Annotated in this window: 23 protein-coding genes and 2 tRNA genes; 15 read left to right on the top strand and 10 right to left on the bottom strand. The window is 69.4% G+C overall.

Annotation, left to right across the window (positions count from 1 at the left end):
• Positions 1-33: 33 nt before the first annotated feature.
• Complete coding sequence (locus PFX91_RS11380) at positions 34-1413, top strand: dipeptidase (protein ID WP_285731460.1); 1380 nt, start codon at positions 34-36, stop codon at positions 1411-1413.
• A gap of 66 nt (positions 1414-1479) precedes the next feature.
• Positions 1480-2430, top strand: coding sequence for an NAD(+) diphosphatase (gene nudC / locus PFX91_RS11385; protein ID WP_285731461.1), 951 nt, complete (start codon positions 1480-1482; stop codon positions 2428-2430).
• 18 nt (positions 2431-2448) lie between these two features.
• Here the strand turns inward: nudC and PFX91_RS11390 are convergent, their stop codons facing one another.
• A complete protein-coding gene (locus tag PFX91_RS11390) occupies positions 2449-2874 on the bottom strand; it encodes an ANTAR domain-containing protein (RefSeq protein WP_285731462.1) in 426 nt (141 codons plus the stop codon).
• A gap of 164 nt (positions 2875-3038) precedes the next feature.
• Positions 3039-3299, bottom strand: a complete 261-nt coding sequence (locus PFX91_RS11395) for a mycoredoxin (protein ID WP_285731545.1) — start codon at positions 3297-3299, stop codon at positions 3039-3041.
• Positions 3300-3552: 253 nt separating this feature from the next.
• On the opposite strand from PFX91_RS11395, the gene PFX91_RS11400 reads away from it, so the two are divergent.
• The 5 genes from PFX91_RS11400 to PFX91_RS11420 all read left to right on the top strand — a co-directional run bounded on the left by PFX91_RS11400 (position 3553) and on the right by PFX91_RS11420 (position 8879).
• Positions 3553-5679: an ATP-dependent DNA helicase UvrD2 gene (locus PFX91_RS11400; RefSeq protein WP_285731463.1), complete on the top strand. Its 2127-nt coding sequence runs from the start codon at positions 3553-3555 to the stop codon at positions 5677-5679.
• Entirely contained in the window at positions 5672-6556 is an 885-nt protein-coding gene (gene tesB / locus PFX91_RS11405; RefSeq protein WP_285731464.1) for an acyl-CoA thioesterase II, read from the top strand. Before PFX91_RS11400 ends, tesB begins: the two co-directional genes overlap by 8 nt.
• 407 nt (positions 6557-6963) lie before the next feature.
• Positions 6964-7314 (top strand): hypothetical protein, encoded by a 351-nt coding sequence (locus tag PFX91_RS11410; RefSeq protein ID WP_285731465.1) that lies wholly within the window; start codon positions 6964-6966, stop codon positions 7312-7314.
• Between the two features lie 204 nt (positions 7315-7518).
• Positions 7519-7797 (top strand): WhiB family transcriptional regulator, encoded by a 279-nt coding sequence (locus PFX91_RS11415; protein WP_285731466.1) that lies wholly within the window; start codon positions 7519-7521, stop codon positions 7795-7797.
• 515 nt (positions 7798-8312) lie between these two features.
• A complete protein-coding gene (locus PFX91_RS11420) occupies positions 8313-8879 on the top strand; it encodes a M48 metallopeptidase family protein (protein WP_285731467.1) in 567 nt (188 codons plus the stop codon).
• Positions 8880-9041: 162 nt separating this feature from the next.
• Here the strand turns inward: PFX91_RS11420 and PFX91_RS11425 are convergent, their stop codons facing one another.
• On the bottom strand, positions 9042-9617 hold the full coding sequence (locus PFX91_RS11425) for an NUDIX hydrolase (RefSeq protein WP_285731468.1): 576 nt from the start codon (positions 9615-9617) through the stop codon (positions 9042-9044).
• Positions 9618-11027 carry a zinc-dependent metalloprotease gene (locus tag PFX91_RS11430; protein WP_285731469.1) on the bottom strand — a complete coding sequence of 470 codons (1410 nt, stop codon included), beginning with the start codon at positions 11025-11027 and terminating at the stop codon, positions 9618-9620.
• 123 nt (positions 11028-11150) lie between these two features.
• Between PFX91_RS11430 and PFX91_RS11435 the strand changes: the two genes are divergently transcribed.
• From PFX91_RS11435 to PFX91_RS11445, 3 genes are all read left to right on the top strand, one after another.
• Positions 11151-12218, top strand: a complete 1068-nt coding sequence (locus PFX91_RS11435; protein WP_285731546.1) for an NAD-dependent epimerase/dehydratase family protein — start codon at positions 11151-11153, stop codon at positions 12216-12218.
• A 103-nt stretch (positions 12219-12321) separates the two neighbouring features.
• The gene (locus PFX91_RS11440) at positions 12322-12759 is read left to right on the top strand and encodes a molybdenum cofactor biosynthesis protein MoaE (protein ID WP_285731470.1); all 438 of its coding nucleotides are present in this window, start codon (positions 12322-12324) and stop codon (positions 12757-12759) included.
• A gap of 96 nt (positions 12760-12855) precedes the next feature.
• Complete coding sequence (locus PFX91_RS11445; protein ID WP_285731547.1) at positions 12856-13917, top strand: YlbL family protein; 1062 nt, start codon at positions 12856-12858, stop codon at positions 13915-13917.
• A 61-nt stretch (positions 13918-13978) separates the two neighbouring features.
• On the opposite strand, the gene PFX91_RS11450 is transcribed toward PFX91_RS11445, so the two are convergent.
• On the bottom strand, positions 13979-14500 hold the full coding sequence (locus PFX91_RS11450; RefSeq protein WP_285731471.1) for a PPA1309 family protein: 522 nt from the start codon (positions 14498-14500) through the stop codon (positions 13979-13981).
• A 296-nt stretch (positions 14501-14796) separates the two neighbouring features.
• Here PFX91_RS11450 and PFX91_RS11455 point away from each other — a divergent pair, with 296 nt between their 5' ends.
• From PFX91_RS11455 to PFX91_RS11465, 3 genes are all read left to right on the top strand, one after another.
• A complete protein-coding gene (locus tag PFX91_RS11455; RefSeq protein WP_502888306.1) occupies positions 14797-17739 on the top strand; it encodes a UPF0182 family membrane protein in 2943 nt (980 codons plus the stop codon).
• Positions 17740-17920: 181 nt separating this feature from the next.
• Positions 17921-17997, top strand: a tRNA-Met gene (locus tag PFX91_RS11460).
• 233 nt (positions 17998-18230) lie between these two features.
• Positions 18231-18307, top strand: a tRNA-Met gene (locus PFX91_RS11465).
• Between the two features lie 86 nt (positions 18308-18393).
• Here the strand turns inward: PFX91_RS11465 and PFX91_RS11470 are convergent.
• The 4 genes from PFX91_RS11470 to hisN all read right to left on the bottom strand — a co-directional run bounded on the left by PFX91_RS11470 (position 18394) and on the right by hisN (position 22303).
• Positions 18394-19113: an ABC transporter ATP-binding protein gene (locus tag PFX91_RS11470; protein WP_285731473.1), complete on the bottom strand. Its 720-nt coding sequence runs from the start codon at positions 19111-19113 to the stop codon at positions 18394-18396.
• Positions 19114-20109 carry a permuted SH3 domain-containing protein gene (locus PFX91_RS11475; RefSeq protein WP_285731474.1) on the bottom strand — a complete coding sequence of 332 codons (996 nt, stop codon included), beginning with the start codon at positions 20107-20109 and terminating at the stop codon, positions 19114-19116.
• A 9-nt stretch (positions 20110-20118) separates the two neighbouring features.
• Entirely contained in the window at positions 20119-21372 is a 1254-nt protein-coding gene (locus PFX91_RS11480) for an ABC transporter permease (RefSeq protein WP_285731475.1), read from the bottom strand.
• 124 nt (positions 21373-21496) lie between these two features.
• Positions 21497-22303 carry a histidinol-phosphatase gene (hisN, locus tag PFX91_RS11485; RefSeq protein ID WP_285731476.1) on the bottom strand — a complete coding sequence of 269 codons (807 nt, stop codon included), beginning with the start codon at positions 22301-22303 and terminating at the stop codon, positions 21497-21499.
• 136 nt (positions 22304-22439) lie between these two features.
• Between hisN and PFX91_RS11490 the strand changes: the two genes are divergently transcribed.
• On the top strand, positions 22440-23024 hold the full coding sequence (locus PFX91_RS11490) for a TetR/AcrR family transcriptional regulator (protein ID WP_285731477.1): 585 nt from the start codon (positions 22440-22442) through the stop codon (positions 23022-23024).
• 72 nt (positions 23025-23096) lie between these two features.
• Positions 23097-23333, top strand: a complete 237-nt coding sequence (locus PFX91_RS11495; protein WP_285731548.1) for a DUF2087 domain-containing protein — start codon at positions 23097-23099, stop codon at positions 23331-23333.
• Here PFX91_RS11495 and PFX91_RS11500 read toward each other — a convergent pair.
• Positions 23300-24223: an NAD(P)-dependent oxidoreductase gene (locus tag PFX91_RS11500; RefSeq protein WP_285731478.1), complete on the bottom strand. Its 924-nt coding sequence runs from the start codon at positions 24221-24223 to the stop codon at positions 23300-23302. The two genes, PFX91_RS11495 and PFX91_RS11500, sit on opposite strands and share 34 nt — an antisense overlap.
• Positions 24224-24256 lie beyond the last annotated feature (33 nt).

Consider the following 24256-nt stretch of genomic DNA (forward strand, 5'->3'; position numbering starts at 1 on the left):
TTCCCGACGAAGACGTCGAGAAAGGACCCCGCAATGGACGTACGTACCTACATCGAGGAGCACCGGGACGAGTTCGTCCTCGCCCTGAAGGAGTGGTTGGAGATCCCCTCGATCTCCGCCGACCCCGCGCACCACCCCGACGTGCACCGGTCCGCGCGCTGGCTCGCCGACCACCTCACCTCCACGGGCTTCCCCACCGTGGAGGTGTGGGAGACCCCCGGACTGCCCGCCGTGTTCGCCGAGTGGCCGGCCGCGAACCCCGAGGCCCCCACCGTGCTCGTGTACGGACACCACGACGTCCAGCCGGTGGACCCGATCGCCGAGTGGGAGACCGACCCGTTCAAACCCAGCGAGCGTGGCACCTCCCTGTACGCACGTGGAGCCTCCGACGACAAGGGACAGGTGCTCTTCCACGCTCTCGGGGTCAGCGCCCTTCTGGCGGCCTCTGGTGCGGACGCCCCTCCCGTCACCGTCAAACTCCTCGTGGAGGGCGAGGAGGAGTCGGGCTCGGTGCACTTCGCCGAACTCATGCGGGCCAACCGCGACCGCCTGGACTGCGACGTCGTCGTCATCTCCGACACCACCATGTGGGCGGCCGACACCCCCTCCATGTGCGTGGGCATGCGCGGCGTCACCGATGTGGAGATCAGCCTGCACGGCCCCGAGCGTGACCTGCACAGCGGTTCCTTCGGCGGGGCCGTGCCCAACCCGCTCAAGGCCATGGCCGACCTGCTGTCCGGTATGCACGACGAGGACGACCGGGTCGCGATCCCAGGTTTCCACGACGGGGTGATCGAGGCGAGCAGCGACGAGCGCGACCTCATCGCTCGCCTGCCCTTCGACGAACGGGAATGGTTGGCCACGGCCGCCTCCACCGCCACCTGGGGGGAGAAGGGCTACTCCACACTGGAGCGGATCTGGCTGCGCCCCACCGCGGAGATCAACGGAATGTGGGGCGGCCACACGGGTTCGGGAGGCAAGACCATCGTGCCCCGTTCCGCTCATGCCAAGGTCAGCTTCCGTCTGGTGCCCGGGCAGGAGCCGCTGCACGTTCAGGAGTGCGTCCGCGCCTACGTGGAGGCCGCCACCCCCGAGGGACTGCGCGCCGAGATCGAGTTCGGTGGTCCCGGGGTGCGGGCCTGCGCCTCCGACCTTTCCTCCCCGGCGTTGAAGTCCGCCCGCTCGGCCATGGAGCGTGCCTTCGACAAGGAGGTCCTGTTCACCCGTGAGGGCGGCAGCGGTCCCGAGGCCGACATCGCCGACATCCTCCAGGCCCCGCTGGTCTTCGTCGCGGTCGGTCTGGACGAGGACCGCATCCACGCCCCCAACGAGAAGGTGGAGATCCCGCTCCTGCTCAAGGGAGCGGAGAGCGCCGCGTACCTTTGGGAGGAACTCGGCGCCTCGGGCCGCTGATCCGGGGCATGCACGCGGGCCGTTCCGGTGCTGTCCCCGGTACGGCCCGCTCGAAGGAAGGACCCCATGGACCACACGACACCCTCCCTGTCCCGTTTCTCCGTCGATCCCGCGGCACACCTGCGCAAGGACGAGGAATGGCTGGAGAAGGCCTGGGCCGACCCTTCCACCCGTGTGCTGACGTTGGAGGGTGGTGACGTCGGGGCCCATGACTGGAAGGGCGTGATGTTCAAGCAGTCCCGGGCCCTGGTCCACGACGGAGCACTTCCCGAACTCGTGCTCACCGGTCCCGGTGAGGCCCCCGAGGGAGAGCGCTACCTGCTCGGGGTGGAGGACGGTCGTGCCTACTTCGCCGTCCGTGCGTCGGTCCCGCTCACGGAGGGCGACGATGTCCGGCCGGCGTCCCTACGCGAGGTCGGTGCGCTCCTGTCCGACCGGGACACCGGGCTGCTCACCCGTGCCGTCTCCCTCGCCAACTGGAACGCCACGCACGGTTTCTGCCCGGCCTGTGGATCCCGCACCATCGCGGCCGAGGCCGGACACGTCCGGATCTGCGAGGCGGAGGGCAGTGAACAGTACCCCCGTACGGACCCGGCGGTCATCATGTTGGTGCATCGCGAGCGGGACGGGCGCGAGGAGGTACTGCTGGGCAACAACCCTCGCTGGGGTGTGGCGAACCGCTTCTCCGTGCTGGCCGGATTCGTCGAGGCGGGGGAGTCCCTGGAACAGGCCGTGGCCCGTGAGGTCGCCGAGGAGGTGGGGGTCGTGGTCGAGCGGCCACGCTACCTGGCGTCGCAACCCTGGCCCTTCCCCCGCAGCCTGATGGTCGGATACACCGCACGTGCGGTGGGCGAGACCGAACGCGCCGACGACGAGATCGGCGTCTCCCGCTGGTTCACCCGCGCGGAACTCGCCGAGGCGACGCACAGGAAGGAGATCCTCCTGCCGGGACGGGTGTCGATCGCCCGCACCCTCATCGAGCACTGGTACGGGGCCGAACTCCCCGGGGAGTGGTGAGAAGGCCCCGCCGGAACGTCAGCCGCTCAATTCGTCGGGCAGGGTGACGAGGGGGCTGGTACTGCTCTCCACCACGTCCCGTGCCAGCTCGGCGACCTTCCGCCCGCGCGAGCGCGCCGATGAGCGCAGCAGTTCGAAGGCCTTGCGGGGGAGCATGGTGTGCCGTTCCGCCAGAACCCCGATCGCCTGCTCCACCACCACACGCGAGTGCAGGGCGTGCTCCAGTTGGGCGATGGTGTGCCGCAGTCGTTCGACCTCGGAGGCCCCCTCCGGAGCGCGGCCGGGCGCCTGGGAACGCGGGCGTCGTGCGCCCGTCTCCCCCGCCAGCAGATCCGCCAGGACCATCGCGCTCACCAGGTCGGGCATCTCCTCACAGCCGTCCACACGCCACCCGTTCCGGGTGCGTCGGACCACGTCGGCCTCCACCGTGTCTGCGACCGTCATGTCAAGAGGCCTCATGTCCTGCCCCAACTCAACACTCCCCGTCGTCATCGTCCGTGCCCTTCCCGGCCGGGAACCGTAGGAAGGCGCACCACCGATGACGGCGGGCCCCGAGGTGCGGATCACCGGTCCCGCCCCCGTGGCGGGACCGGTGATCCGCGTTCGTCCTACGACAACTCGGCCAACTTCTGCTTCACCTGAGCGAGCGACGGGTTGGTCATGGCCGATCCGTCCCCGAAGACCAGCGTCGGGACCGTCTGGTTCCCGCCGTTGACCTTCATCACGAGTTCCGCGGCCTCCGGGTGCTCCTCGATGTTCACCTCGTCACCGGTGATCCCCTCGCGTGCGAGCTGGCTCTTGAGCCGCTTGCAGTATCCGCACCACGGGGTGGTGTACATCGTGAAACTTCCGGTCGCCGACTTCGTCATGTCGCTCACGTCCTCTTTTCGTCCACGGTCGTGGGGATGTGTTCGGTCATCTCAACACCGAGAGGGCCCAAGCGCTTCCCACGGCCGTGCGACACAACGTGTGACGCCTCACAAGCCCGCCTGGTTCTCAGGTGGCCGATGGCGGCCACGACGCATGGGTGACCGAGCGCGCAGACCGATCGGCTCCCCGGTCGGCGGATCCTTGAGACACTGGGACGCCGGACCCGTACGCCCCGACCGATGCAGGAGCACCATGGACCCCGACCGCGTCCTGGAGGGACTGGACCCCGAGCAGACCCAGGCGGCCCGCGCGTTGCGCGGCCCCGTGTGCATCCTGGCCGGTGCCGGCACGGGCAAGACCCGTGCCATCACCCACCGCATCGCGCACGCGGTCGCCAGCGGGGTGGTCTCCGAGCAACAGGTCCTCGCGGTCACCTTCACCACCCGCGCCGCCGGGGAGATGCGCGGCCGGCTTCGCGCCCTGGGAGCGCCCCGCGTCCAGGCCCGCACCTTCCACGCCGCCGCCCTGCGACAGCTGTCCTTCTTCTGGCCGCAGGTCATCGGCGGCGAGAAGCCCACGCTCATCGAGAGCAAACTCCAGGCGGTCTCCCGCGCGGCCCACCTGGTGGGGTTACAGCCGGACCGCTCCGGAGTGCGGGACCTGGCCGGTGAGATCGAATGGGCCAAGGTGACGCAGGTGCGCCCCACTGACTACGACAAGGCCGCGGCCAAGGCGGGTCGTCCGACCCCGCTGCCCGCGGGCGAGGTCGCCCGGGTCTTCGAGGCCTACGAGGAGGTGCGCCGTGAGCACAACCTCCTCGACTTCGAGTCGATGCTCGAACTCACCGCGGGCATGATCAACGAGTACCCGGCCATCGCCCAGCGTGTGCGCGACCAGTACCGCTACTTCGTCGTCGACGAGTTCCAGGACGTCAACCCGCTCCAGCGGCTCCTGTTGGACGCCTGGCTGGGCGACCGCGACGACCTGTGCGTCGTCGGCGACCCCAGCCAGACCATCTACTCGTTCGCGGGAGCGACCCCGACCTATCTCACGGAGTTCGCCACGCGCTATCCGCACGCCACCGTGGTCGAACTGGTCCGCGACTACCGCTCCACCCCCCAGGTGGTCCGGGTCGCCAACCACGTCATCGGGCAGGCACGCGGCTCCTTCGCGGCCGAGCACCTGACCCTCCAGGCCCAGCGCCCCGACGGACCGGATCCCATGTACGTGGAGTACGACGACGAGCCGGCGGAGGCCACGGGGGTCGCCCGTAAGATCAGCGTGCTGTTGCGGGAGGGCACCCCGGCGGGGGAGATCGCGGTGCTGGTGCGCACCAACGCCCAGTCGGCGGCTTATGAGCAGGCCCTGGCCGACGAGGGCGTGCCGTTCACCGTGCGCGGCAGCGCGCGCTTCTTCGAGCGTCCCGAGATCAAGCAGGCCGTCCACATCCTGCGTGGGGCCCGGCACGGTGCGGCGGGGGAGGAGCCCGAGCCCCTGGCGCGCACGGTCAGGCAGCTGCTGGGCCGGCTCGGTCTGACCGAGAGCGCGCCCGAGGGGCGCCAGGCCCGCGAACGTTGGGAGTCCCTCTCCGCGCTCGCCCGACTGGCCGAGAACATGGCCGAGGCACCGCGGCCGGACGGCCTTGCGGTGACCATGGCCGACTTCGTGGACGAGTTGGACATGCGGATGGCCACCGAGCACGCGCCCGACTTCGAGGGCGTGACGATCGCCTCCCTGCACGCGGCCAAGGGGCTGGAGTGGGACGTCGTCTTCCTGGTCGGCCTCACCGAGGGCATGATGCCGATCATCTACGCCGAGACCGACGAACAGGTGGAGGAGGAACGGCGCCTGTTCTACGTGGGGGTCACCCGTGCCCGCGAACGCCTGGTGATGTCGTGGTCGCCGGCCCGTTCGCCCGGAGGCAGGAAGACCCGTAGGCCCTCCCGCTTTCTGGACGGGCTCCGTCCCGCCTCCCCGTCCACGGCCTCCAGGCGGACCGAGCGCCGCAAGAGCGGCGTGATCCGGTGTCGCGTGTGCTCGTCCACTCTCACCGATGCGGCCGAACGCAAACTGGGACGCTGCCTGGACTGTCCGTCCAGTTACGATGAGGCCCTGCTACAGCGTCTGCGCGAATGGCGCCGGGTGAAGGCCCAGGAACAGAAGGTGCCCGCCTACGTGATCTTCACCGACGCGACCTTGCAGGCCATCGCCGAACAGGAGCCCACCAGCCTCACACAGCTCTCCGGGGTGTCCGGCGTCGGAGCCGCGAAGCTCGATCGCTACGGTGAGGCGGTGATCGCTCTGGTGTCCGGAGCGCGGCCGGCGGACGTGGGGGAGGGGTCGGTGGAGGAGAACGTGGAGGAGACAGCGCATGAGTGAGCGCGTCGACGCGCCGATGCGAGGGCAGTCCCTCGCAGACCTGTTGGCCGTGTTGGACCTGGAGCAGATCGAGGTCAACATCTTCCGGGGCAGTAGCCCCAAGGAGGGGCCACAGCGGGTCTTCGGTGGTCAGGTCGCAGGTCAGGCCCTGGTCGCGGCGGGCCGCACCGTTCCCACCGAGCGCCACGTGCACTCCCTGCACGCGTACTTCATCCGCCCCGGAGACCCGGCGGTGCCCATCGTCTACGAGGTGGACCGGGTCCGTGACGGGCGTTCCTTCACCACCCGCCGGGTGACGGCCATCCAGCACGGCGTGCCGATCTTCACCCTGTCCGCCTCCTTCCACAAGGAGGAACCGGGGCTGGACCACCGGGTCCCGATGCCCGACGTCCCTCCCCCGGAGGACCTGCCGAGCACGCGGGAGCGCCTGCGGGACGCCTTCGGCAGGGTCCCGGGATTCGCGAGCTGGCACCCCATCGAACTACGTCCGGTGGGGCCGATGTCCCACGAGGCGGAGCGGGATCCGCGACTGCGGACCGTGAACAACCCCGTGTGGTTGAAGGTGGACGGCAGGCTGCCGGACGACCGGCTCACCCACGTGTGCCTGATGACCTACGCCTCGGACATGACCCTGCTGGACACCGTGCTGCTGCGGCACGGCCGGTCCTTCGAGGGCATCCTGATGGCCAGTCTCGACCACGCGATGTGGTTCCACCGCGCGTTCCGCGCCGACGAGTGGTTGCTGTACGCGCAGGAGACGCCGTCCGCGCAGGGCGCGCGAGGCCTGGCCCGCGGACTGGTGTACACCCGTGACGGCGAACTCGTCTGTTCGGTGGTGCAGGAGGGGATGATCCGCGTGGTGGACGAGAAGGGCTGATCCGACCTCCGGCCCGGTGCGTCCGGGCAGACCCTCCGGAGACCTCGTCGCTCCCATGGCCGAGAGCGCTGCTCACCGGGCACCGAGGGTGTGAGTCCTCGGTGCCCGTGTGACGTGTCGGCCCGTGCCCCGCCCGCCCGCGGCTCCTCCACGATCCTCTCGACGTCCGGACCTTCGGCGGTCGGGCGGGAGATCGGCAGGGCCACGGGGTGGCGGGGGTGGCGTGGCAACGCTCCTCGGAACCGTCGCATTCCCCTGAATCCATGGCCGGATGCGGACATTTTCGCAGGTCAAAAATAGGTTGCCCTCTTTCTTGGCCGGCCCTAGTGTGTACACCGTCGTAATGACCGCTCCCGGCGCGGGTGGAAGATTCCCGTAGCCCGATCGTGAAGGAGGTGTCCGATCAGATGACCGGCATCATCACCGAGACCACTGGTCTCATCGCTGCCTTCGTGCCGTCGTGGCATCCGTCCTCGACGGTCGTCACGGGCACCTTCCCGTGCGGTCGAGCGGACGTCCTCCTCGGTGAGTCCACCGCCTCCGGTGTCGGCGCCGGCGGATTCCTCACAGGCCTCGGCGACTTCGGTCTCCGTCGCGTGGTGACGGGATCCCGTACCGGACGACCCGTCAATGGCAGTGGTGTGTCCGTCGAGTTCGAGCCCGCCCTTGATCGCGGCGAGCCCATGGCAGCACACGCAGTAGCCACCCGGCGCCGTTATGGCGCATCGGGGGAGTGTCCACGGAGGATTCCGGCCTAGCAGCAGGACAGGCCGAGAGTCTCGACCGTGGCCGCGGACCCCGACACAGGGGCCGCGGCCTTCTTTGTATCTCTGTTCGTCTCCGTCCCCCAGGGGCGGGGAGGAACGGGCGGCATCGCAGGTCCAGGTCCCTCACCGGACCGGTTCCGGTGGATGAACACCGACCGCGTTGTACGAAACGATCAAAGATCTTGGAGGGCACCGATGCTTGCGTCGGTCCTGGAAACGCCCTGGTTGTCCGACACCGAAGTCCCTTGCCGACTGGAGCCCGACCTGTTCTTCGCCGAGGCGCCCGCGGACGTCGAGGAGGCCAAGGCGGTCTGTGGTTCGTGCCCGGTCCGCGAACAGTGCCTGGCCGATGCTCTGGAGCGTCGGGAGCCGTGGGGCGTATGGGGCGGACAGTTGCTCGTCTCCGGCCAGATCGTGGCGCGTAAGCGCCCCAGGGGTCGGCCCCGCAAGAGCCCGGCCCCGGTCGCGGCCTGAGGCGGAGCGGAAGACCCCGACCTGAACGACACACCCCTGAAAGGCCGAGAGAACATGATGATGACGGAGATCGGGCGCGTCGCCCGGGAGATGGACGTGGACTCCAGGCGCGTGCAGGACGTCAGGCTCACCGCACGCCGGTTGCGGGCCCGTCGACGTGCGGAGCGCCGGGGGGAACGAGACTCCACGGAGGTCGTGTGGCCGCGTCTGTGTTGACGCCGTCTCGTGTGACGGGAACCTCGGCTCCTTGAGCCGATCCCACCAAGGCCGTGCGGGGACCCGCGAAAAGGGTCACCGTTCGGTCTCTTTTTGCTACCGAAAAAATGAAGGCGAACCCCTGGAGGTTCCCGTAGTGGCCTGTCACACAGTCGAAAAACGCTCCTGGTCAGAGCGGAATGTGCTACAGGGTCGGATTTTTCGGCTAGGTTCCGAGAAGCGGTGATCCGGTAAAACCATGACATAACCAGACAAGGCGCTCCTGTGCGGGAGCGCCTCCCTCGGCTACCGTAAAGTTCGTGCCCTCGAACACCAAAGTCGAGGTACGACGTAGTCCTCGTCGTCGGCGCACCGTGTCGGCCTACCGGGACGGGGACACCACGGTCGTCCTCGTGCCCGCGACGTTCTCCCGCGCAGAGGAAAAGCGCTGGGTGGGACGCATGCTGCAAAGACTGGCGGCCCGAGAAGGCCGACGCCGCCCCGGAGACCAGGAGCTGTACGAACGCGCCGTGGAACTGGCCCGCCGCTACCTGGACGGTACCGAACTGCCCAGCAGCGTGCGTTGGGTCGACAACCAGAACTCCCGGTGGGGCTCGTGCACCCCCGACACCCGCGCGATCCGTATCTCCCGTCGTGTCGCCGGTATGCCCTCCTGGGTCGTCGACTACGTACTCATCCACGAACTCGCGCACCTGTTCATCCCGCACCACGGCAGGGAGTTCTGGGACCTGGTGCGTCGCTACCCCAAGGCGGAGCGGGCCCGGGGATACCTGGAGGGCTTCAGCGCGGCGTCCCGAGCCGCTCCCGGAGCTCCCGTCGAGGAGGACGAGGAACTCGACACCGCCGAGGTCGCCTTCGAGGAGTGAGCCGGATCCCTTCCGTGCCACACCCCGTCGCACGGCCTGCTCCTCAAAGGGCGACGGCGACCTCCGCTCCCGCGTGGTCGACACGGGGGACCGTCTCCGAGGCGCGGCGACGACCGAGGGCCGAGGGGCCCGCCTCGGCGGGTGGACGGTCCCGAGCGCGCCTCACACGCCCCGGACCGGGGCGGTCCTCCCGCGATGGGAGACCACCGCTCGGGCCGCGGCGCGCACCAGGGCACGACAGGCGTCGTCGGACGGCTCGGGCAGGTCGTCGACCGGGAACCAGTCCAGGCCGGCGGACTCGTCGGGGTCGAGCACCGGTACCGCGTCCCTCGGGGCGATCGCCGCGTACTGCACGTCCAGGTGGAGACTGCCGCCTCCACAGGGCACGGGGTGGCGGTCCAGTCGTACCGGCCGGGGGAGGAGGGTGATCCCCTCGATCCCGGACTCCTCCGTGGCCTCTCGCAGGGCGGCCCCCGCCAGGGTGGTGTCCTCCGGCTCGCAGTGTCCACCCGTCTGCAACCAGATCCGGTGTTTGCGGTGCAGCGTGAGCACCACGTGCGAGCCATCGGCGGAGAGGACGGCCGTGCTCGCCGTCACGTGGCCCGGCAGGCAGTCGCGCCACATGCCGTCCTCGTACCTCTCCAGGTGCTCCAGGTAGGACAGGCGCAGTTCCTCCTGCCGGGGGTCGGGCGCCGTCCACGCCTCCAGGGTCGCCCGGGCATCGGCGTGCAGCGGCACCTAGGAGTCCTCTCCCCGGTCGTCGTCGGACTCCTCGTCCTTCTTCCTCTGGCCCGGGGCCTCCTCGGTCAACGAGGAGATGTCGAAGTCGGCCTCGCCGAACTCCCCGGAGCCGTGCACGAAGGAGTCCGGGTCGTCCAGGGCCTCGGAGGTGGGCATCAGGTCCGGGTGCTGCCACACCGCGTCACGGCCGTCCACGCCACGGGCCTCCTGGAGCGCCGACCACAGGGCGGACGCCTCGCGCAGGCGGCGTGGACGGAGTTCCAGACCGACCAGCGCGGCGAACGTGTGCTCCGCGGGACCGCCGGTCGCCCGGTGCCTCCGGGTCGCCTCGGCCAGGGCGCCCGCCTGCGGAAGCCGGCCGGAGACCGCGGACGAGACCACGGTCGCCACCCAACCCTCGATCAGCGCCAGAGTGGTCTCCAGCCGGTTCAGAGCCGCCTTCTGCTGCGGGGTGTCCTCGGGCTGGAACAACCCCTCGCCCCCGGCGCCGCCCAGGACCTCCTGGAGCGCCTCGGGGTCGGTGAGGTCGATCTCACCGAGCCGGTCCTCCAGCCCGCTGATGTCGAACGACATCCCGTCCGCGTACTCGCCGACCAACCGTGACACGTGTGAACGCAGCCACGGCACGTGCGAGTAGAGCCGATGCAGGGCGGCCTCGCGTGCGGCCAGGTACAGTCTCACCTCGTCGGCGGGGATCTCCAGCCCCTCGCCGAACCGCTCCACACCCGACGGCAGCAGAGCGGCGTTGCCCTCCCCGGCCAGGGGAAGCCCGATGTCGGTGGTGCCGATGACCTCGCGTGAGAGCTCCCCGACGGCCTGGCCCGCCTGACGGCTGACCATCATGCCGCCCATCTGCTGGATCATGCCCAGCAGCGGACCCGCCACGGAGCGCATCTCCTCGGGCAGGTTCTGTCCCATCGACCGGACGGTCCTGCTGGTGAGCGGGTCGCACAGCTGCACCCACGAGTCCATCGTCCGCTCGACCCACTCCGAACGGCTCCAGGCCTGGGCGGTCTGGAGCCCCGACGGCAGGTCGGTAGCCTGGTCGAGCCACAGGTCGGCGAGGCGCAGCGCCTCCTCGACCTTGGCGTAGTCGGACGCGGGGACGCTCGGGTCGCCCTCCTGGGCCACCACCTGGCGTGCCACGTCCTTGGCCATCTGCCAGTTCACGCCCGACGACGGCGTCTGACCGCCACCACCGGGAGCGGGCTGGGCCGACATCATGTCGGCGAACTGGCGCAGCATGGCGGCCATCTGCTGCGGGTCGCCGAACGGGAAACCGTCCGGCATGCCGGATCCTCCGCCCGGGCCGCCGCTGCCGGCACCCGAGCCGGAGTCGCCAGAGCGGCGTCCGGACTCGTCATCGGGATCGTTCGGCATGCTGAAACCGAAAGGCAGGTCGCTCACAATAAGACCTCAGGCAGGAGTAGGTTTGGTCTCCACTGTCACGTTAGCTGGGAGTCGCCCGGAGTGAATACCGAAAGCAGCCAGGTTCGCCCAGAGCACAGCCCCCAGGCGGGCGCGGGCAGGGTGGTCGCTGTCACCGGTGCCGCCTCCGGTGTGGGCCGGCTCCTCGTGCAACGCCTGGCCATGCCGGAAGGTTCCGCCGCCCCCCGGGAGATCATCGCGATCGATGACGAGTTCGCCGACCTGCGCGGAGTCACGTGGCGCATCGCCGACGTCAGTGATCCCGGCCTGGTCTCCCGGTTGGGCGGGGTGGACGTGCTCGTGCACACCGCCGACGACCGCTCTTTGCAGACCCGGCCCTCGCAACGCCGCGCGCACAACATCCGCGCAGCCCAGGCGGTCTTGACCGCCGCGGCCGCCTCAGGGGTCACGCGTGTCATCCTGGTCACCAGCACCATGGTCTACGGAGCGACGCCGGACAACCCCGTACCGCTGCCGGAGGACGCCCCGCGCGTGTCCGACAACAGTGAGGGGCTCATGGGCGACTTCGCCGAGATCGAGGCCCTCGCCGAACGCGCCCGTCGGGCGCACCCCAGCCTGACCGTCACCGTGGTACGCCCGGCCCCGCTCGTGGGGCCAGGGCTGGACACCCTGCTCAGCCGCCACTTCTCGGCACCGCGTCTGCTGACCGTCAAGGGACATGAGCAGCGCTGGCAGTTCTGCCACGAGGAGGACCTGGCCAGTGCCCTGGCCTTCTGCGCGGTGCGCGGAGTGGACGGCCCCAAGGGGGTGCTCGCCGTGGGCAGTGAGGGATCCCTCACCCAGGCGGAGGTGGAGGGCATCGCCGGGATGAAGCACTTCGAGGTCCCCGCCAACCTCGCCTTCGGCGCCGTCCGCCGCCTCCACCAGGCACGGATCACTCCGGCCGCGGAGGGGGAGCTCAAGTTCCTGGTCTACCCGTGCGTCGTGGACTGCTCGGTGCTGCGTGAGGCCGGGTGGAAACCCGCCTACGACAACGGGGCCGCTCTGGCCGCCCTGCTGGAGTCCAAGACCGGCAGGCACGCGCTGGTGGGCCGCAGCCTGGGGCGCAAGGAGGTCACCCTCACGGCCGCCGGCGCCGCAGGCGCCGCGGCCGCGGCCATCGGCACCGCCGCCGCCATCCGTCACCTGCGCAGGCGCAAGGGCGGATGAGTCCTCCCCCGCCCTGGGAGAGGCCCCTACGCCGCGCTCGGGGACGACGAGGACATTCTCGTACGTCCCGACATGGGGTGACGCGGCTTGGTACGGTCATAGCGTGGAAGAGATCACCCTCGCGTCCGTACGCGACACCCCTCTTTCGGTGGACGAGGTCCTCGCCGCGGTCGCCGATCCGCGCGCGGGCGGTACCGCGGTCTTCGTCGGCACGGTCCGCGACATCGACCATGGTCGTGATGTGGCCCGGCTCGCCTACACGGCGCATCCGACGGTGGAGGCGCAGCTGCGAGTCGTCATGGAGAAGGTGTTCGCCGACACCTCCCCGCCGGGTCGTCCCGTGGTGAAGATGGCCGCGGTGCACCGCGTCGGCCGACTGGAGATCGGTGACGTCGCCGTGGTCGTGGCGGCCTCCGCCCGTCACCGGCAGGAGGCCTTCGCGGCCTGCCGTCGCCTCATCGACGATCTCAAGGCCCAGGTGCCCATCTGGAAGCAACAGGACTTCCAGGACGGCGAGAGCGAGTGGGTGGGCTCCCCCTGAACAGCGGGGGCGGAGACGGGCCGCTCCTGACGGGAAGGTGGACGAGGGCCCGCCGCTCAGGGGCCGCAATAAGCTGTGCGCATGCTTCGTCGCGTCATGACCCTCGTCGCCGCCCTGTTCCTCCTCGTCGGACTCGGGGTCGGCAGCCTCCTCCTCCCCGTCCCCTACCTGGTGGCCGCACCGGGCCTCACCGTGAACACGCTCGGAGAGGGTCAGGAAGGCCCGGTCATCCAGATCGAGGGAGTGAAGGACTACGAGCACGACGGCTCCCTCTCCATGGTCACCGTGCAGTACGCGGGCGGACCACAACAGCGCCTGGACTTCCTCACGGTCGTCACCGCGTGGCTCTCACCCACCCAGGCCGTCCTGCCCGAGGAACTCCTCTTCCCCGCCGGGCGTACGGCCGAGGAGGTCAGCGAACGCCAGACCGTGCAGATGAACGATTCGCAGACCGACGCCACCGCGGCGGCGCTCAACCAGCTCGGCATCGGGTACGAGGCGCTTCCCGTGGTCAACAGCACCGTCGAGGGCATGCCCGCACACGGCAAGGTCGAGGAGGGCGACGTCATCCTGGAGGTGGACGGCGAGCCCGTGCCCACGGAGGGGGGCGGCGATCCCGAGGCGTCCGTGGGCAGTGCGGCCGTCGTGGACCTGGTGGGCGACCGCGAGCCCGGCGAGACGGTCGAGCTCACCCTGGAGCGTGACGGTCGGAGCGTCGAGGTGGAGATGACCACGGCGGAGGGTGAGGCCGGGAACGCGGCCGTCGGTGTGCTCATCGCCGACCGGATGGACTTCCCGGTGGACGTGGAGATCACCGTCGGCGACATCGGCGGGCCCAGCGCGGGCATGATGTTCGCTCTGGGGATCATGGACCGGCTCAGCGAGGAGAGCCTGACCGGTGGAGCGAGCGTCGCCGGATCCGGCACCATCACCTCCGACGGCCAGGTCGGCGGAGTCAGCGGTATCCCGCAGAAGATGGTCAGCGCCCAGCGCGACGGGGCCGAGTACTTCCTCGTGGCGGCCGAGAGCTGCTCCCAGGTGGCGCAGTCGGCCGCCCACGACGAGATGGAGGTGGTGCGGGTGGAGACCCTCTCCGAAGCGGTCGAGGCACTGGAGACCATTCGCACCGGTGACGGAGAACTGCCCCGCTGCGAGTGACCGGGGACGCGCCTCGGCGTGCCCCCGGTTCCCGTGGAACGAAGAGCGGGGGAGGGGGCCGTCAGTTCCCCTCCGGCTCCTCCTCGATGTCCAGGGTCAGGGCCAACGCCGAGGTCAGCGCGGGGATCAGGTCCGTGCCGTTGAGCACTTCCGACTCGCTGTCGTGGCTGCGCATGCGCATGGCGCAGTACCGCGACCCATCGCGCAGCACCCCGGCGACCATGCGGATCTCCTCGGTCTCCCGACCCGAGGTACGAGGGTCCTCGCCCTGGTCCAGGGTCTCGTCCGACCCCTTCACCACCAGGCGCTCCATCACCAGGGCGCACCCCGCCACGCCCTCGGGCCACAGAATGCGCCCCAGCGCCTCCTCCAGGGGAAGATCGTCGGGCAGCTGCTCCTGCTCCACCGGGGTCAACTCGTCGGGATCCCGAGGGGAGTCGATCCCGAGCAACTCGGCCAACGCGGGTTCGGCTTCGAGCAGATCGGCGGTGGGCACCAGGGCGTACAGCCCCAGGGGCCGGTCCCAACCCTGTGCGGCTGCGTGGCGTTCGAGGTCCATGACGGCTTCGCGAATGTTCGACACGTTCCCATACTGACCGATGCCGAGGACCCGACGTCGCCCATCCCGGAGCAGTAGGGTCACGACAGGGCTCCGGATGCGACTCCGATACGGCAAAGATGCAGCCTTGTCACCCATACGAGGGTGGTTTCGGGAACCCGGCGGCCACCGTTTAAGTTTTCAGTAATGAGAGCGCCACACGCGCACCGATACGCACCTACCAAGCCAACCGAGGGGGAGGCGTGAGCTTCCGATCGCCCGGCGCACCACCTGCGCGTATGCCTCGCCGATCAAGGTTGCTCGCGCCAGTCGCGGCTACCGTGGTCGTCATCATCGCGGGGCTGATGCTCGCCGCGAACTTCTGGACCGACTACCTGTGGTTCCAGTCCACCGGTTTCACCTCGGTCTTCCTGACCGAGTTGTGGACCCGCGTGCTGCTGTTCGCCGTCGCCGGCCTGGTCATGGCCGTCATCGTCGGCGCGAGCATCTTCTTCGCCTACCGCTCCCGGCCCGGCATCCGGCCGATGAGCCTGGAGCAGCAGGGCCTGGACCGTTACAGGCAGTCCATCGATCCGCACCGCAAGCTGTTCTTCTGGATCACCGTGGGCGCCCTCGCCCTGCTGGCGGGAGCCGCGGCCAGCGGTGACTGGCGCGCCTACCTACAGTTCATGAACGGCGTCGAGTTCGGGGTGAACGACCCCGAGTTCCAGATGGACGTCGCGTTCTTCGCGTTCACCTATCCGTTCCTGCGCATCCTGCTCGGATACCTGTACGCGGCCGTCATCCTGGCGTTCATCGCCGCGGTGATCGTGCACTACCTGTACGGAGGTGTGCGCCTACAGAACGACACGGGTCAGCGCGCCACTCCCTCCGCACGCGTGCACCTGTCGGTCCTCCTGGGACTGTTCGTGCTGCTGCGCGCCGGTTCCTACTGGTTGGACCGCTACGGACTGGTCTTCTCCAACCGCGGCTACACCTTCGGTGCCTCGTACACCGACGTGAACGCGGTCAAGACCGCTCTGCTGATCCTCACCGTGATCTCGGTCATCTGCGCCGTGCTGTTCTTCGCCAACATCTACTTCAAGAACACCATGGTCCCCATGGCCAGCCTCGGACTGCTGGTGCTGTCGGGTGTCCTGGTCGGCGTGGCCTACCCCGAGATCGTCCAGCGCTTCCAGGTCAACCCGAACGAGCAGCGCCTGGAGAGCCCGTACATCGAGCGCAACATCGAGTACACGCGTGAGGCCTACGACATCGCCGACGCCGACGTGCAGGCCTACGACGCCACCACCGAACTCAGCGCTCAGGACCTGGTGGAGGAGTCCCAGGGGACCACGGTCCGCCTGGCCGACCCCTCGGTGGTCTCGCAGACCTTCCAGCAGATGCAGCAGGTCCGTGGCTTCTACCAGTTCCCCGAGGTCCTGGAGGTGGACCGCTACCCGGACGCGGAGGGCAACCTGATCGACACGATCGTGGCCGTCCGTGAACTGGACGGTCCTCCCTCGGACCAGGACAACTGGCTCAACCGGCACCTGATCTACACCCACGGCTACGGAATGGTCGCCGCCGCGGGCACGCAGATCGACGCGGAGGGACGACCGGTCTTCACCGAGTACAACATTCCGCCGCGCGGCGAGCTGAGCGACGTCGTGGGCGAGTACCAGCCGCGCATCTACTACGGACGCGAAGGGGCCGACTACGTCATCGTCCAGGCGGAGGAGGAGTACGACTATCCTCTCGACGCCGAGGAGGACGCGGGCGACGTACCGACCCTGGAGGACGCGGTCGAGCCCGAGGTCACCCCGAGTCCGGACGAGGCACGCGCCCCGGCCGACTCCGACCAGGAGAACGCGGAGCAGACCGAGGAGACCGACGGCGAGGCTCCGGCGGAGGAGGGCGCCGAACAGGACACGAGCGGCGACTCCCAGGCCTACAACCGCTACGACGGTAGCGGCGGAGTCCAGCTCAAGGGCTTCTTCGAGCGGATCCTGTACGCGATCAAGTACCAGGAACCCAACATCCTGCTCAACAGCGCCATCACCGACGACTCGCGCATCCTCTACGAGCGCGACCCGCTGGAGCGGGTGGAGAAGGTGGCCCCGTTCCTGACCGTGGACAGCCGTCCCTACCCGGCGGTGGTGGACGGCAAGGTCGTGTGGATCGTGGACGCCTACACCACCTCCGACGGCTATCCGTACGCGAACCGGCTCGACTTCAGCCAGGCCGTGACGGACACCTTCACCGACGGTGCCTTCCAGCAGGTGGGAGCACTGCCGGGCAACGAGGTCAACTACATCCGCAACTCGGTCAAGGCGACCGTCGACGCCTACGACGGCACCGTCACCCTGTACGCCTGGGACGAGGAGGACCCCGTCCTGAAGACGTGGATGCAGGCCTTCCCCGACATCGTCGAGGGCAGGGACCAGATGAGCGAGGAGCTCATCGACCACCTGCGCTACCCCGACGACCTGTTCAAGGTGCAGCGGCAGATCATGCGCGAGTACCACGTGACGAACGCCGCCGCCTACTACGGCGGTCAGGACTTCTGGACGGTGCCCACCGACCCCACCGGTGGGACCGAGGCTCCCGAGCCGCCCTACCGACAGACCATCCACTACCCGGGTGAGGAGGAGGCCACCTTCTCGCTGACCACCACGTTCGTGCCGCGTGGTCGTGAGAACCTCGCGGCCTTCATGGCGGTGGACAGCGATCCGCGGTCGGAGGACTACGGTCAGCTGAAGCTGCTGGAGCTGCCACGGAGCACGGTGATCTTCGGTCCCGGACAGGTGCAGAACGCCTTCGACGCCGACGCCGCCGTCCGTGAGGTGCTCCTGCCTCTGGAACAGTCCAACGCCGAGGTGACGCGGGGCAACCTGCTCACGTTGCCGTTCGCGGGCGGTCTGCTCTACGTCGAGCCTCTGTACGTGCAGGCCGGCGGCGGAGGAGCCGCGTCCTTCCCGCTGTTGCAGCAGGTCATGGTCGGTTTCGGTGAGGAGGTCGCGATCGGCAGCAACCTGCCGGACGCGCTCAGCAACCTCTTCGACGGGGACGCCACGGCCCCGGAGGAGGGCACCGAGGAGACCCCGGAGGAGACTCCCGAGGAGGGCTCCGCCGGCGAGGAGGAAGGCGGCGGGGACCAGGACCTCACCGAGGCCCTCAACGAGGCCGTCGAGGCCTGGGAGGAGGCCCAGGAGTCGAACGAGGAGGCCAACGAGCGCCTGCGTGAGGCACTGGAGGCCATCCAGGAGGAGATGGACAACTAGGCGGTCCTCTCCGAGGCCTCCGACGAACAGCGCGTGGTCCGCCGCTCCCGCGGCGGAGACGGGGCGGGACTCCGGGTCCCGCCCCGTCCGCGTTCCCACGACTCCATGGGTCCGGTGGATCGCGTACCGATCCGTTGATTTGGGTTATCGCCCCGAGCGCGCTACTGTGGAGATAAGACAACGCGGGGTGGAGCAGTTCGGTAGCTCGCTGGGCTCATAACCCAGAGGTCGCAGGTTCAAATCCTGTCCCCGCTACCAGACCCGGACCCGGGAGAAATCCCGGGTCCGTTGGTTTTCTCCGTCTTTTCCGGCACGGGCATGAAAGTGCTCACGGTACCTTCGTGGAGGACGGGAGCCGACGGAGGACCTGGTAGTATGGCTTCGGCCCGGTCGGGAAACCGGCGGGTGGAAGGGGAGGATCTCCACGGTTTTCCGGAAGGAAAGCCGATTTGCTCCTCAGGGAGTAAGCCCCTAAAATGGAGATACAACGACGCGGGGTGGAGCAGTTCGGTAGCTCGCTGGGCTCATAACCCAGAGGTCGCAGGTTCAAATCCTGTCCCCGCTACCAAGGAAACACCGGGCCCGATCGGGCCCGGTGTTTTTTCATGAGGGTTTCGAGGTGTGCCGCCCGGTCTCCCGCACGGCACACCGTCCTCACCGGGTGCGGCCCTCCACCAGTTCCACCACGCGGTCGGCCCGTCCGGCGACCTGAGGGTCGTGGGTCACCACGACCACGGCGGCGTCGCGGCTTCTGGCCTGTTCCAGCAGCTGCTCCATGATCATCGTGCTGCTGGCGGCGTCCAGCGCCCCCGTGGGCTCGTCCGCCAGGATCAGGGCGGGGTCACGGCTCAGCGCACGTGCCAGCGCCACACGCTGCTGCTCACCGCCGGAGAGCTGGTGGGGTCGGGAGTGCAACCGATGTCCCAGGCCCATGGCCTCCAACAGTTCGCGGGCGCGTGCCCGCCGGCGCAACAGGGGCACGCCGCCGAGCACCAGGGGCACCCCCACGTTGGCCAGGGCGGTGCGGCGCTCCAACAGGTGGAACTGTTGGAACACGAAGCCGATGCCTTCTCCGCGCAGACGGGAACGCCGTCCCTCTCCCAGACGTGTGGTGTCCACGCCGTCGAAGACGTAGGAACCGCCACTGGGACGGTCGAGCAGGCCCAGTACGTTGAGCAGGGTGGACTTGCCAGAGCCGGACTGCCCGACCACCGCCACGATCTCGCCGCGCTCCACCTGGAACGTGCAGTCGCGCAGCACGTCGATCCGTCTCCCCGACACCGTGAAGTGCCGGGTCACCCCCTCCACGCGCAGCAGGGGGGCGGAGTCGGGGCGGGAGGCGCCGGACCACGGGGTCTCCACGTCGACGGGCATCTAGTCCCCCTCCACGAACTCTTCGTCCTCTGGGGCGTGGGCCTCGGGAACGTCGAAACGGGGATCGAGCGGCACGGGGTCCAGGACCATGTCCCCCACGCTGAGCCCCGCGGTGACCTCGATGGACGCACCGTCGGACACTCCGAGTTCCACCTCGCGGACCTCCTCGGTGCCGTCGGCGGCGACGATCACGACCTCGCCCGAGTCGGCGTTGCCCCGCACGGCGGTCACCGGGACGACCAGGACGTTCTCGGCCGTGCCGGTGCTGACCGACATCTTGCCCCGCACCCCCTCGAAGACCTCCAGGTCGTCGGGCACCCGACAGATCAGTTCGGCGCCGCCGCCCCCGCCGTCCTCGTCGTCCTCCGCGCCGCCGGTCCCCGCGCCGCTCGTGTCCAGGGACAGGAACTCGCAAGGAGCGGCGGGCGGGCCCTTGTCGATCTGGAGCATGATGTCCTCGGGGTCCTCATAGAAGCGGTAGAGGTCGTTGGGCGAGATCGGGGCGACGGCGCGGAACTCGTCGGGGGAGACCGTGGCCACCACCGTGCCCGGTTCGAGCACGTCGCCGACCAGCACGTCCTTCAGCCCCGAGACCCTGCCGTCGGTGGGAGCGTACAGGGTGATCTCCGTGATCGCGGGGGCCTCGTCGCGGCCCTCGGTGACGACCGCGGAGGTGTCGGGCGTCCTCACGTTCACGATGGGCGCGCCCTTGTCGACCTCGGCGCCCTCGCCCACCCACAGGTGGGCGACCGTGCCGCCGTTACGGACCTTGACCTGTTCCCCCGGCTCGGCCCGCACGGTGGCGGCCAGCACCAGCAGCGAGCTGACCTCGCCCATCTCGACCTCGACCGGGGCACCGCTCACGTCCAGGGCGGGCTCTGGGGCGAGAAGGTCCTCGCCGTCGGGGCCGCCGATACGGGACACCAGCAGATGGCCCGCGCCGACCAGTCCGAGGACCAGTACCAGGGCCGCACCGATGATGATCCACTTCTTCACGTGTGTCTCCTATTCGCGGAGTCCGGCGACGACGGACGCACGCAGGGCCCGTATCGCGGGGATGACCCCGGCCAGCAGTCCCACCAGAGCGGCGCTGCCCAGGCCGATGAGTACTGCGGACACGGGGATGCCGAGGGATACGCCGGGAGGCAGGGAGACGAGGCGCTCCGTCACCACTCCCGCGGCGGTCACCACGGCCCAGCAGCCGAAGAGGGCGATGAGCCCGGCCACCAGCGAGACCACGACGGCCTCCATGACCACGGCCACGAACAGGGTGAACCGGCTCGCCCCCAGGGCGCGGTAGGTCGCCAGTTCGCGTCGGCGCTCGCGCACCGTGACCAGGCCGACGTTGAGCACGCCCAACAGGCCGGTGCCCAGGGTGATGACGGCGATGCCGGCCAACCCCAGGGACAGGTAGGTGATGACCGCGTCGACCTCGTCGCCGTAGTCGGTCCGGTACACCCAGATGTCGTCGACGCTCTCGATGCCCCAACGCCAGGACGTCGTGGCCAGGCGCTCGGCGAAGATCTCGCCGAAGGGGTCGTGCGCCGCCGGGTCCGTGGGGTCGATCCGTACCTGGTAGCTGTTCTGGGAGGTTCGGGTGAGGACGTACGGATCCTCCTCGTCCTCGGTGTCGACGGAGGTCCCGAAGAGCAGCTCCTCGGAGGCGGGCGCGCGCAGCATGTAGGCGCTGTACCAGGTGAAGTCCAACGCGGTGCTCTCCAGGACGCCGACGACGCGTACGTCCAGCCACCGGTCGGAGCCCACCTGGATCTGTGTGAGGTCACCGAGCTCGTCGGCGAGCGTCCGGTTGACGACCAGGACCGGGGCCCGCGACTCCAGGTCGGCCTCGGTGAACCAACGGCCTTCCGCCAGGTGCATCCGCCGGATGTCGCCCAGCGAGGGGTCCACACCGAGGAACCCCACATCGGAGAAGACCTGGTCACCGGAGCGCAACATCGGGGTCTTCGAGGGGTTCTGGTAGATCGAGAGGTCCCTGCCGCCCGCCCGGACCAGATCCTCCTCCAAGGCGGAGCGGTCGGTGAGCCGACCTTCCACGGTGACGTGGAGGGTCGCCGGAAGCCCCGCGTTGGCCTCGCCGTAGGCGGTGGCGAACTTCTGACCGAAGTCGCCGGCGCTGACCACCATGATCAGCGCGCCGACGCCCACGACGATGCCCGCGCAGGACAGGATGGTCCGGGCGATATTGGCCCGTGAACCGGCGAAGGCCAGCACGATCCCGGCTGTGAGGGAATGCGGCATGCGGTCCCTTCCCATGATGTGCGTGATTTCCGGTCACCGTTTCGGCGATGCCGGAGCCCGCGAAGACGGGGGTTTCAACAGACTCATCGTGGGAGAGAGCGGATCCGGTTCCCTGGTTTCGGACTCAGTTTCGGCGCAGGGGAGTGGGGCCGCCGTTGAGCCAGGTCAGGGTCTGGTCGTGGAGTGCCCCGTTGGTGCACACCAAGGGCCCTCCGTCCTCGAAGTCCCCGCCGCGCAGGTCGGTCGCCCGACCCCCCGCCTCCTCCAGGATGACGGGCAGCGGCGCGGCGTCCCACAGCGACAGCTCCGGTTCGGCGGCGATGTCCACGACGCCCTCGGCGACCATCACATGGGACCAGAAGTCACCGTAGGCGCGGGTGCGCCACACCGACCGGGTCAGCCCCAGGAAGGAGTCGAGACGCCCCTGCTCCTCCCAACCCGTCAACGAGGAGAAGCTCAGGGAGGCGTCCGAGAGCTCCGACACCTTCGAGACCTGACAGCGTGAGGCCTTCGACAGACCGCGGCCCTGCCAGGTGCCCCCGCCCCTGGAGGCCCACCACCGACGGTGCAGGGCCGGAGCCGAGACGACGCCCACCACGGAGCGGTCGCCCTCCAACAGAGCGATCAGGGTGGCCCACACGGGGACGCCGCGCACGTAGTTCTTGGTGCCGTCGATGGGGTCGATGACCCACACACGGTTACTGTTGCCGGTCCGTCCGTACTCCTCTCCCACCACGGCGTCACGTGGCCGTGCGCGGGAGAGCACACCGCGCAGCGTCTCCTCGACCATGCGGTCGGCCTCGGTGACGGGAGTGAGGTCGGGTTTGGTGTCGACCACCAGGTCAAGAGCGCGGAAGCGCTTGAGCGCGAGGTCGTCGGCAGCGTCGGCGAGCACATGGGCGAGCCGTAGATCATCGTCAAAGGACGCCATGGGCGGTAACGCTACCCGCCCGGACAGGGACATGGCCAAAGCGGCGCCCGCGCGTGACCAGAGTGTTAGCAGCGGGAACGGGCGGTACGAGGGAGGAAGGATGGCCTCCCCACGGGACGGGTGCGAGGATGAGGGCATGGGCACCGTGAACGGACGAGGGCGCGTCGAGGGCATCCCGGTCAGGGAGAGGTTGATGGACGCCGCCTACGCCGAGATCGTCTCCGGCGGGTGGGCTCACCGACGCATGGCGGACATCGCGGCGGCCGCCCGGGTCTCCCGCCAGACCCTGTACAACGTGTTCGGCAGCAAGGAGGGGCTGCTCCAGGCCGTGGTGGTACGTGAGGTCAACGCGCTGCTGGACAGGGTGGTGCGCCTTCTGGAGGAGAAGGACCAGAGCCCGCCCCACGCGGTGAGCCAGGCCACCCGACTGGTACTGCTCTCGGCCCGTGACAACCCCCTGCTGCACGCCGTGGTCACCGGCGACCACGAACTGCTGCCCGTGCTCACCACGCGCTCGGAACCGCTGCTGGAGGTCCTGGGCGAGCGCATCACCGCCTTGTTCGAGGAACGCTGTCCGGAACTGACCGCGTCGGAGGCCGAGGCCGCCGCCGACGTCGCCCTGCGCCTGACGGTGTCCTACTCGTTGCAGCCGATCGATCCGGACGAGGCCGCACGCCGGGTCGGGGCGGTCGTACACGGAATGCTGCCGGCCGGCCGCTGAGAGGAGAGGGGAGAAGGGCTCGTGGAGGGGCCGCTGACGGAGCACGAGCGCGCACAGGTCCTGCGCGCCTACATGCCGGACGGGCGGATCATCGCGATTCCGGTGCGTCGCTCCGTCCGGCTGGTCCTGCTCGACCACGTGGCCCGGGTCTTCGAACCCGGAGTCCGCTACAGCGAGGCCGAGGTCAACGCCCTGCTCCGAGGTTTCAGCGCGAACGTGTCGGTACTGCGCCGCGGCCTTCTCGACGAGGGCTTCATGGAGCGCGACCGGACCCGTTACTGGCGCTGCGGCGGCACAGTGGAGGTCTGATCCCGGCGGGGCGCCCTGAGAAGGTCGACCACACCCGCGCCGTCCTCGTCCCCGTGCCCCTGTGCCAGGCGCCTCTCCAACAGGTGCGTGTAGGGAGCGAGCAACTCCGTGGAGACACCCTGTTCCTCGGCCGTGCGCAGCAGGGCCCGGTTCGCCCGTACCTGCATGGACAGGTTCGAGACGACACCGGTGGTGTAGTCCCCGCTCTCCAGCTGCCGGGCGGTGCCGGGAACCGTGGAGGCCATCGCCACGAGCCATCCGGCGAGCCGCTCGCCGAAGTCCTCCAGGGACACGTCCTCGTGCCGGACCAGGGCGTAGGCGTGCGCGGCCCCGGCGAACATGCCGTTCATCGCGCTGAGCAGGGCCATGTCGTTCAGGTCGGCCAGTCCCGGATCCTCACCGGTGAAAACGGCCTCGGCGGCCACGGACAGGGTGTCGACGTGCTCGTCGAAGGCCTCCCGGGAACCGCTGTAGAGCACGTGGCCGCCCGAGTCCGGGACACCGATCATCGGTGGGACCGCCATGACGCCGCCGCTGACGAAGCGGGCGCCGCGTTCGCGTGCCCACTCCGCCCGGGCCCGGGCCTGGCCGGGCGTGCTCGTGGTGAGGTCGCACAGGTCCCGTCCCGCCAACACGGTGTCCCCCAGGACCTGGTCGACGGAGGCGTCATCGAGCAGGCAGGTGACCACCAGGCGGCCGGCCGCCACCGCCTCCGAGGCCGTGGCGGCGACGACGGCGCCCCGGGCCGCCAGCGGCTCGGCGCGGGCGGGGGTCCTGTTCCAGACGGTGAGCGGATATCCGGCGGTGAGCCAGGCGTGTGCGAACGCCGTCCCCATGTCCCCGAGTCCGAGGAGGGAGACCTGAGGTTCGTCCGAGATGTCGTGGGTCATGTCCACTAGCCTCGTGGCATGTCGAGGGCCCCG

This window comes from Nocardiopsis sp. ATB16-24, assembly GCF_030271535.1.
In the GTDB taxonomy this organism is placed as follows: domain Bacteria; phylum Actinomycetota; class Actinomycetes; order Streptosporangiales; family Streptosporangiaceae; genus Nocardiopsis.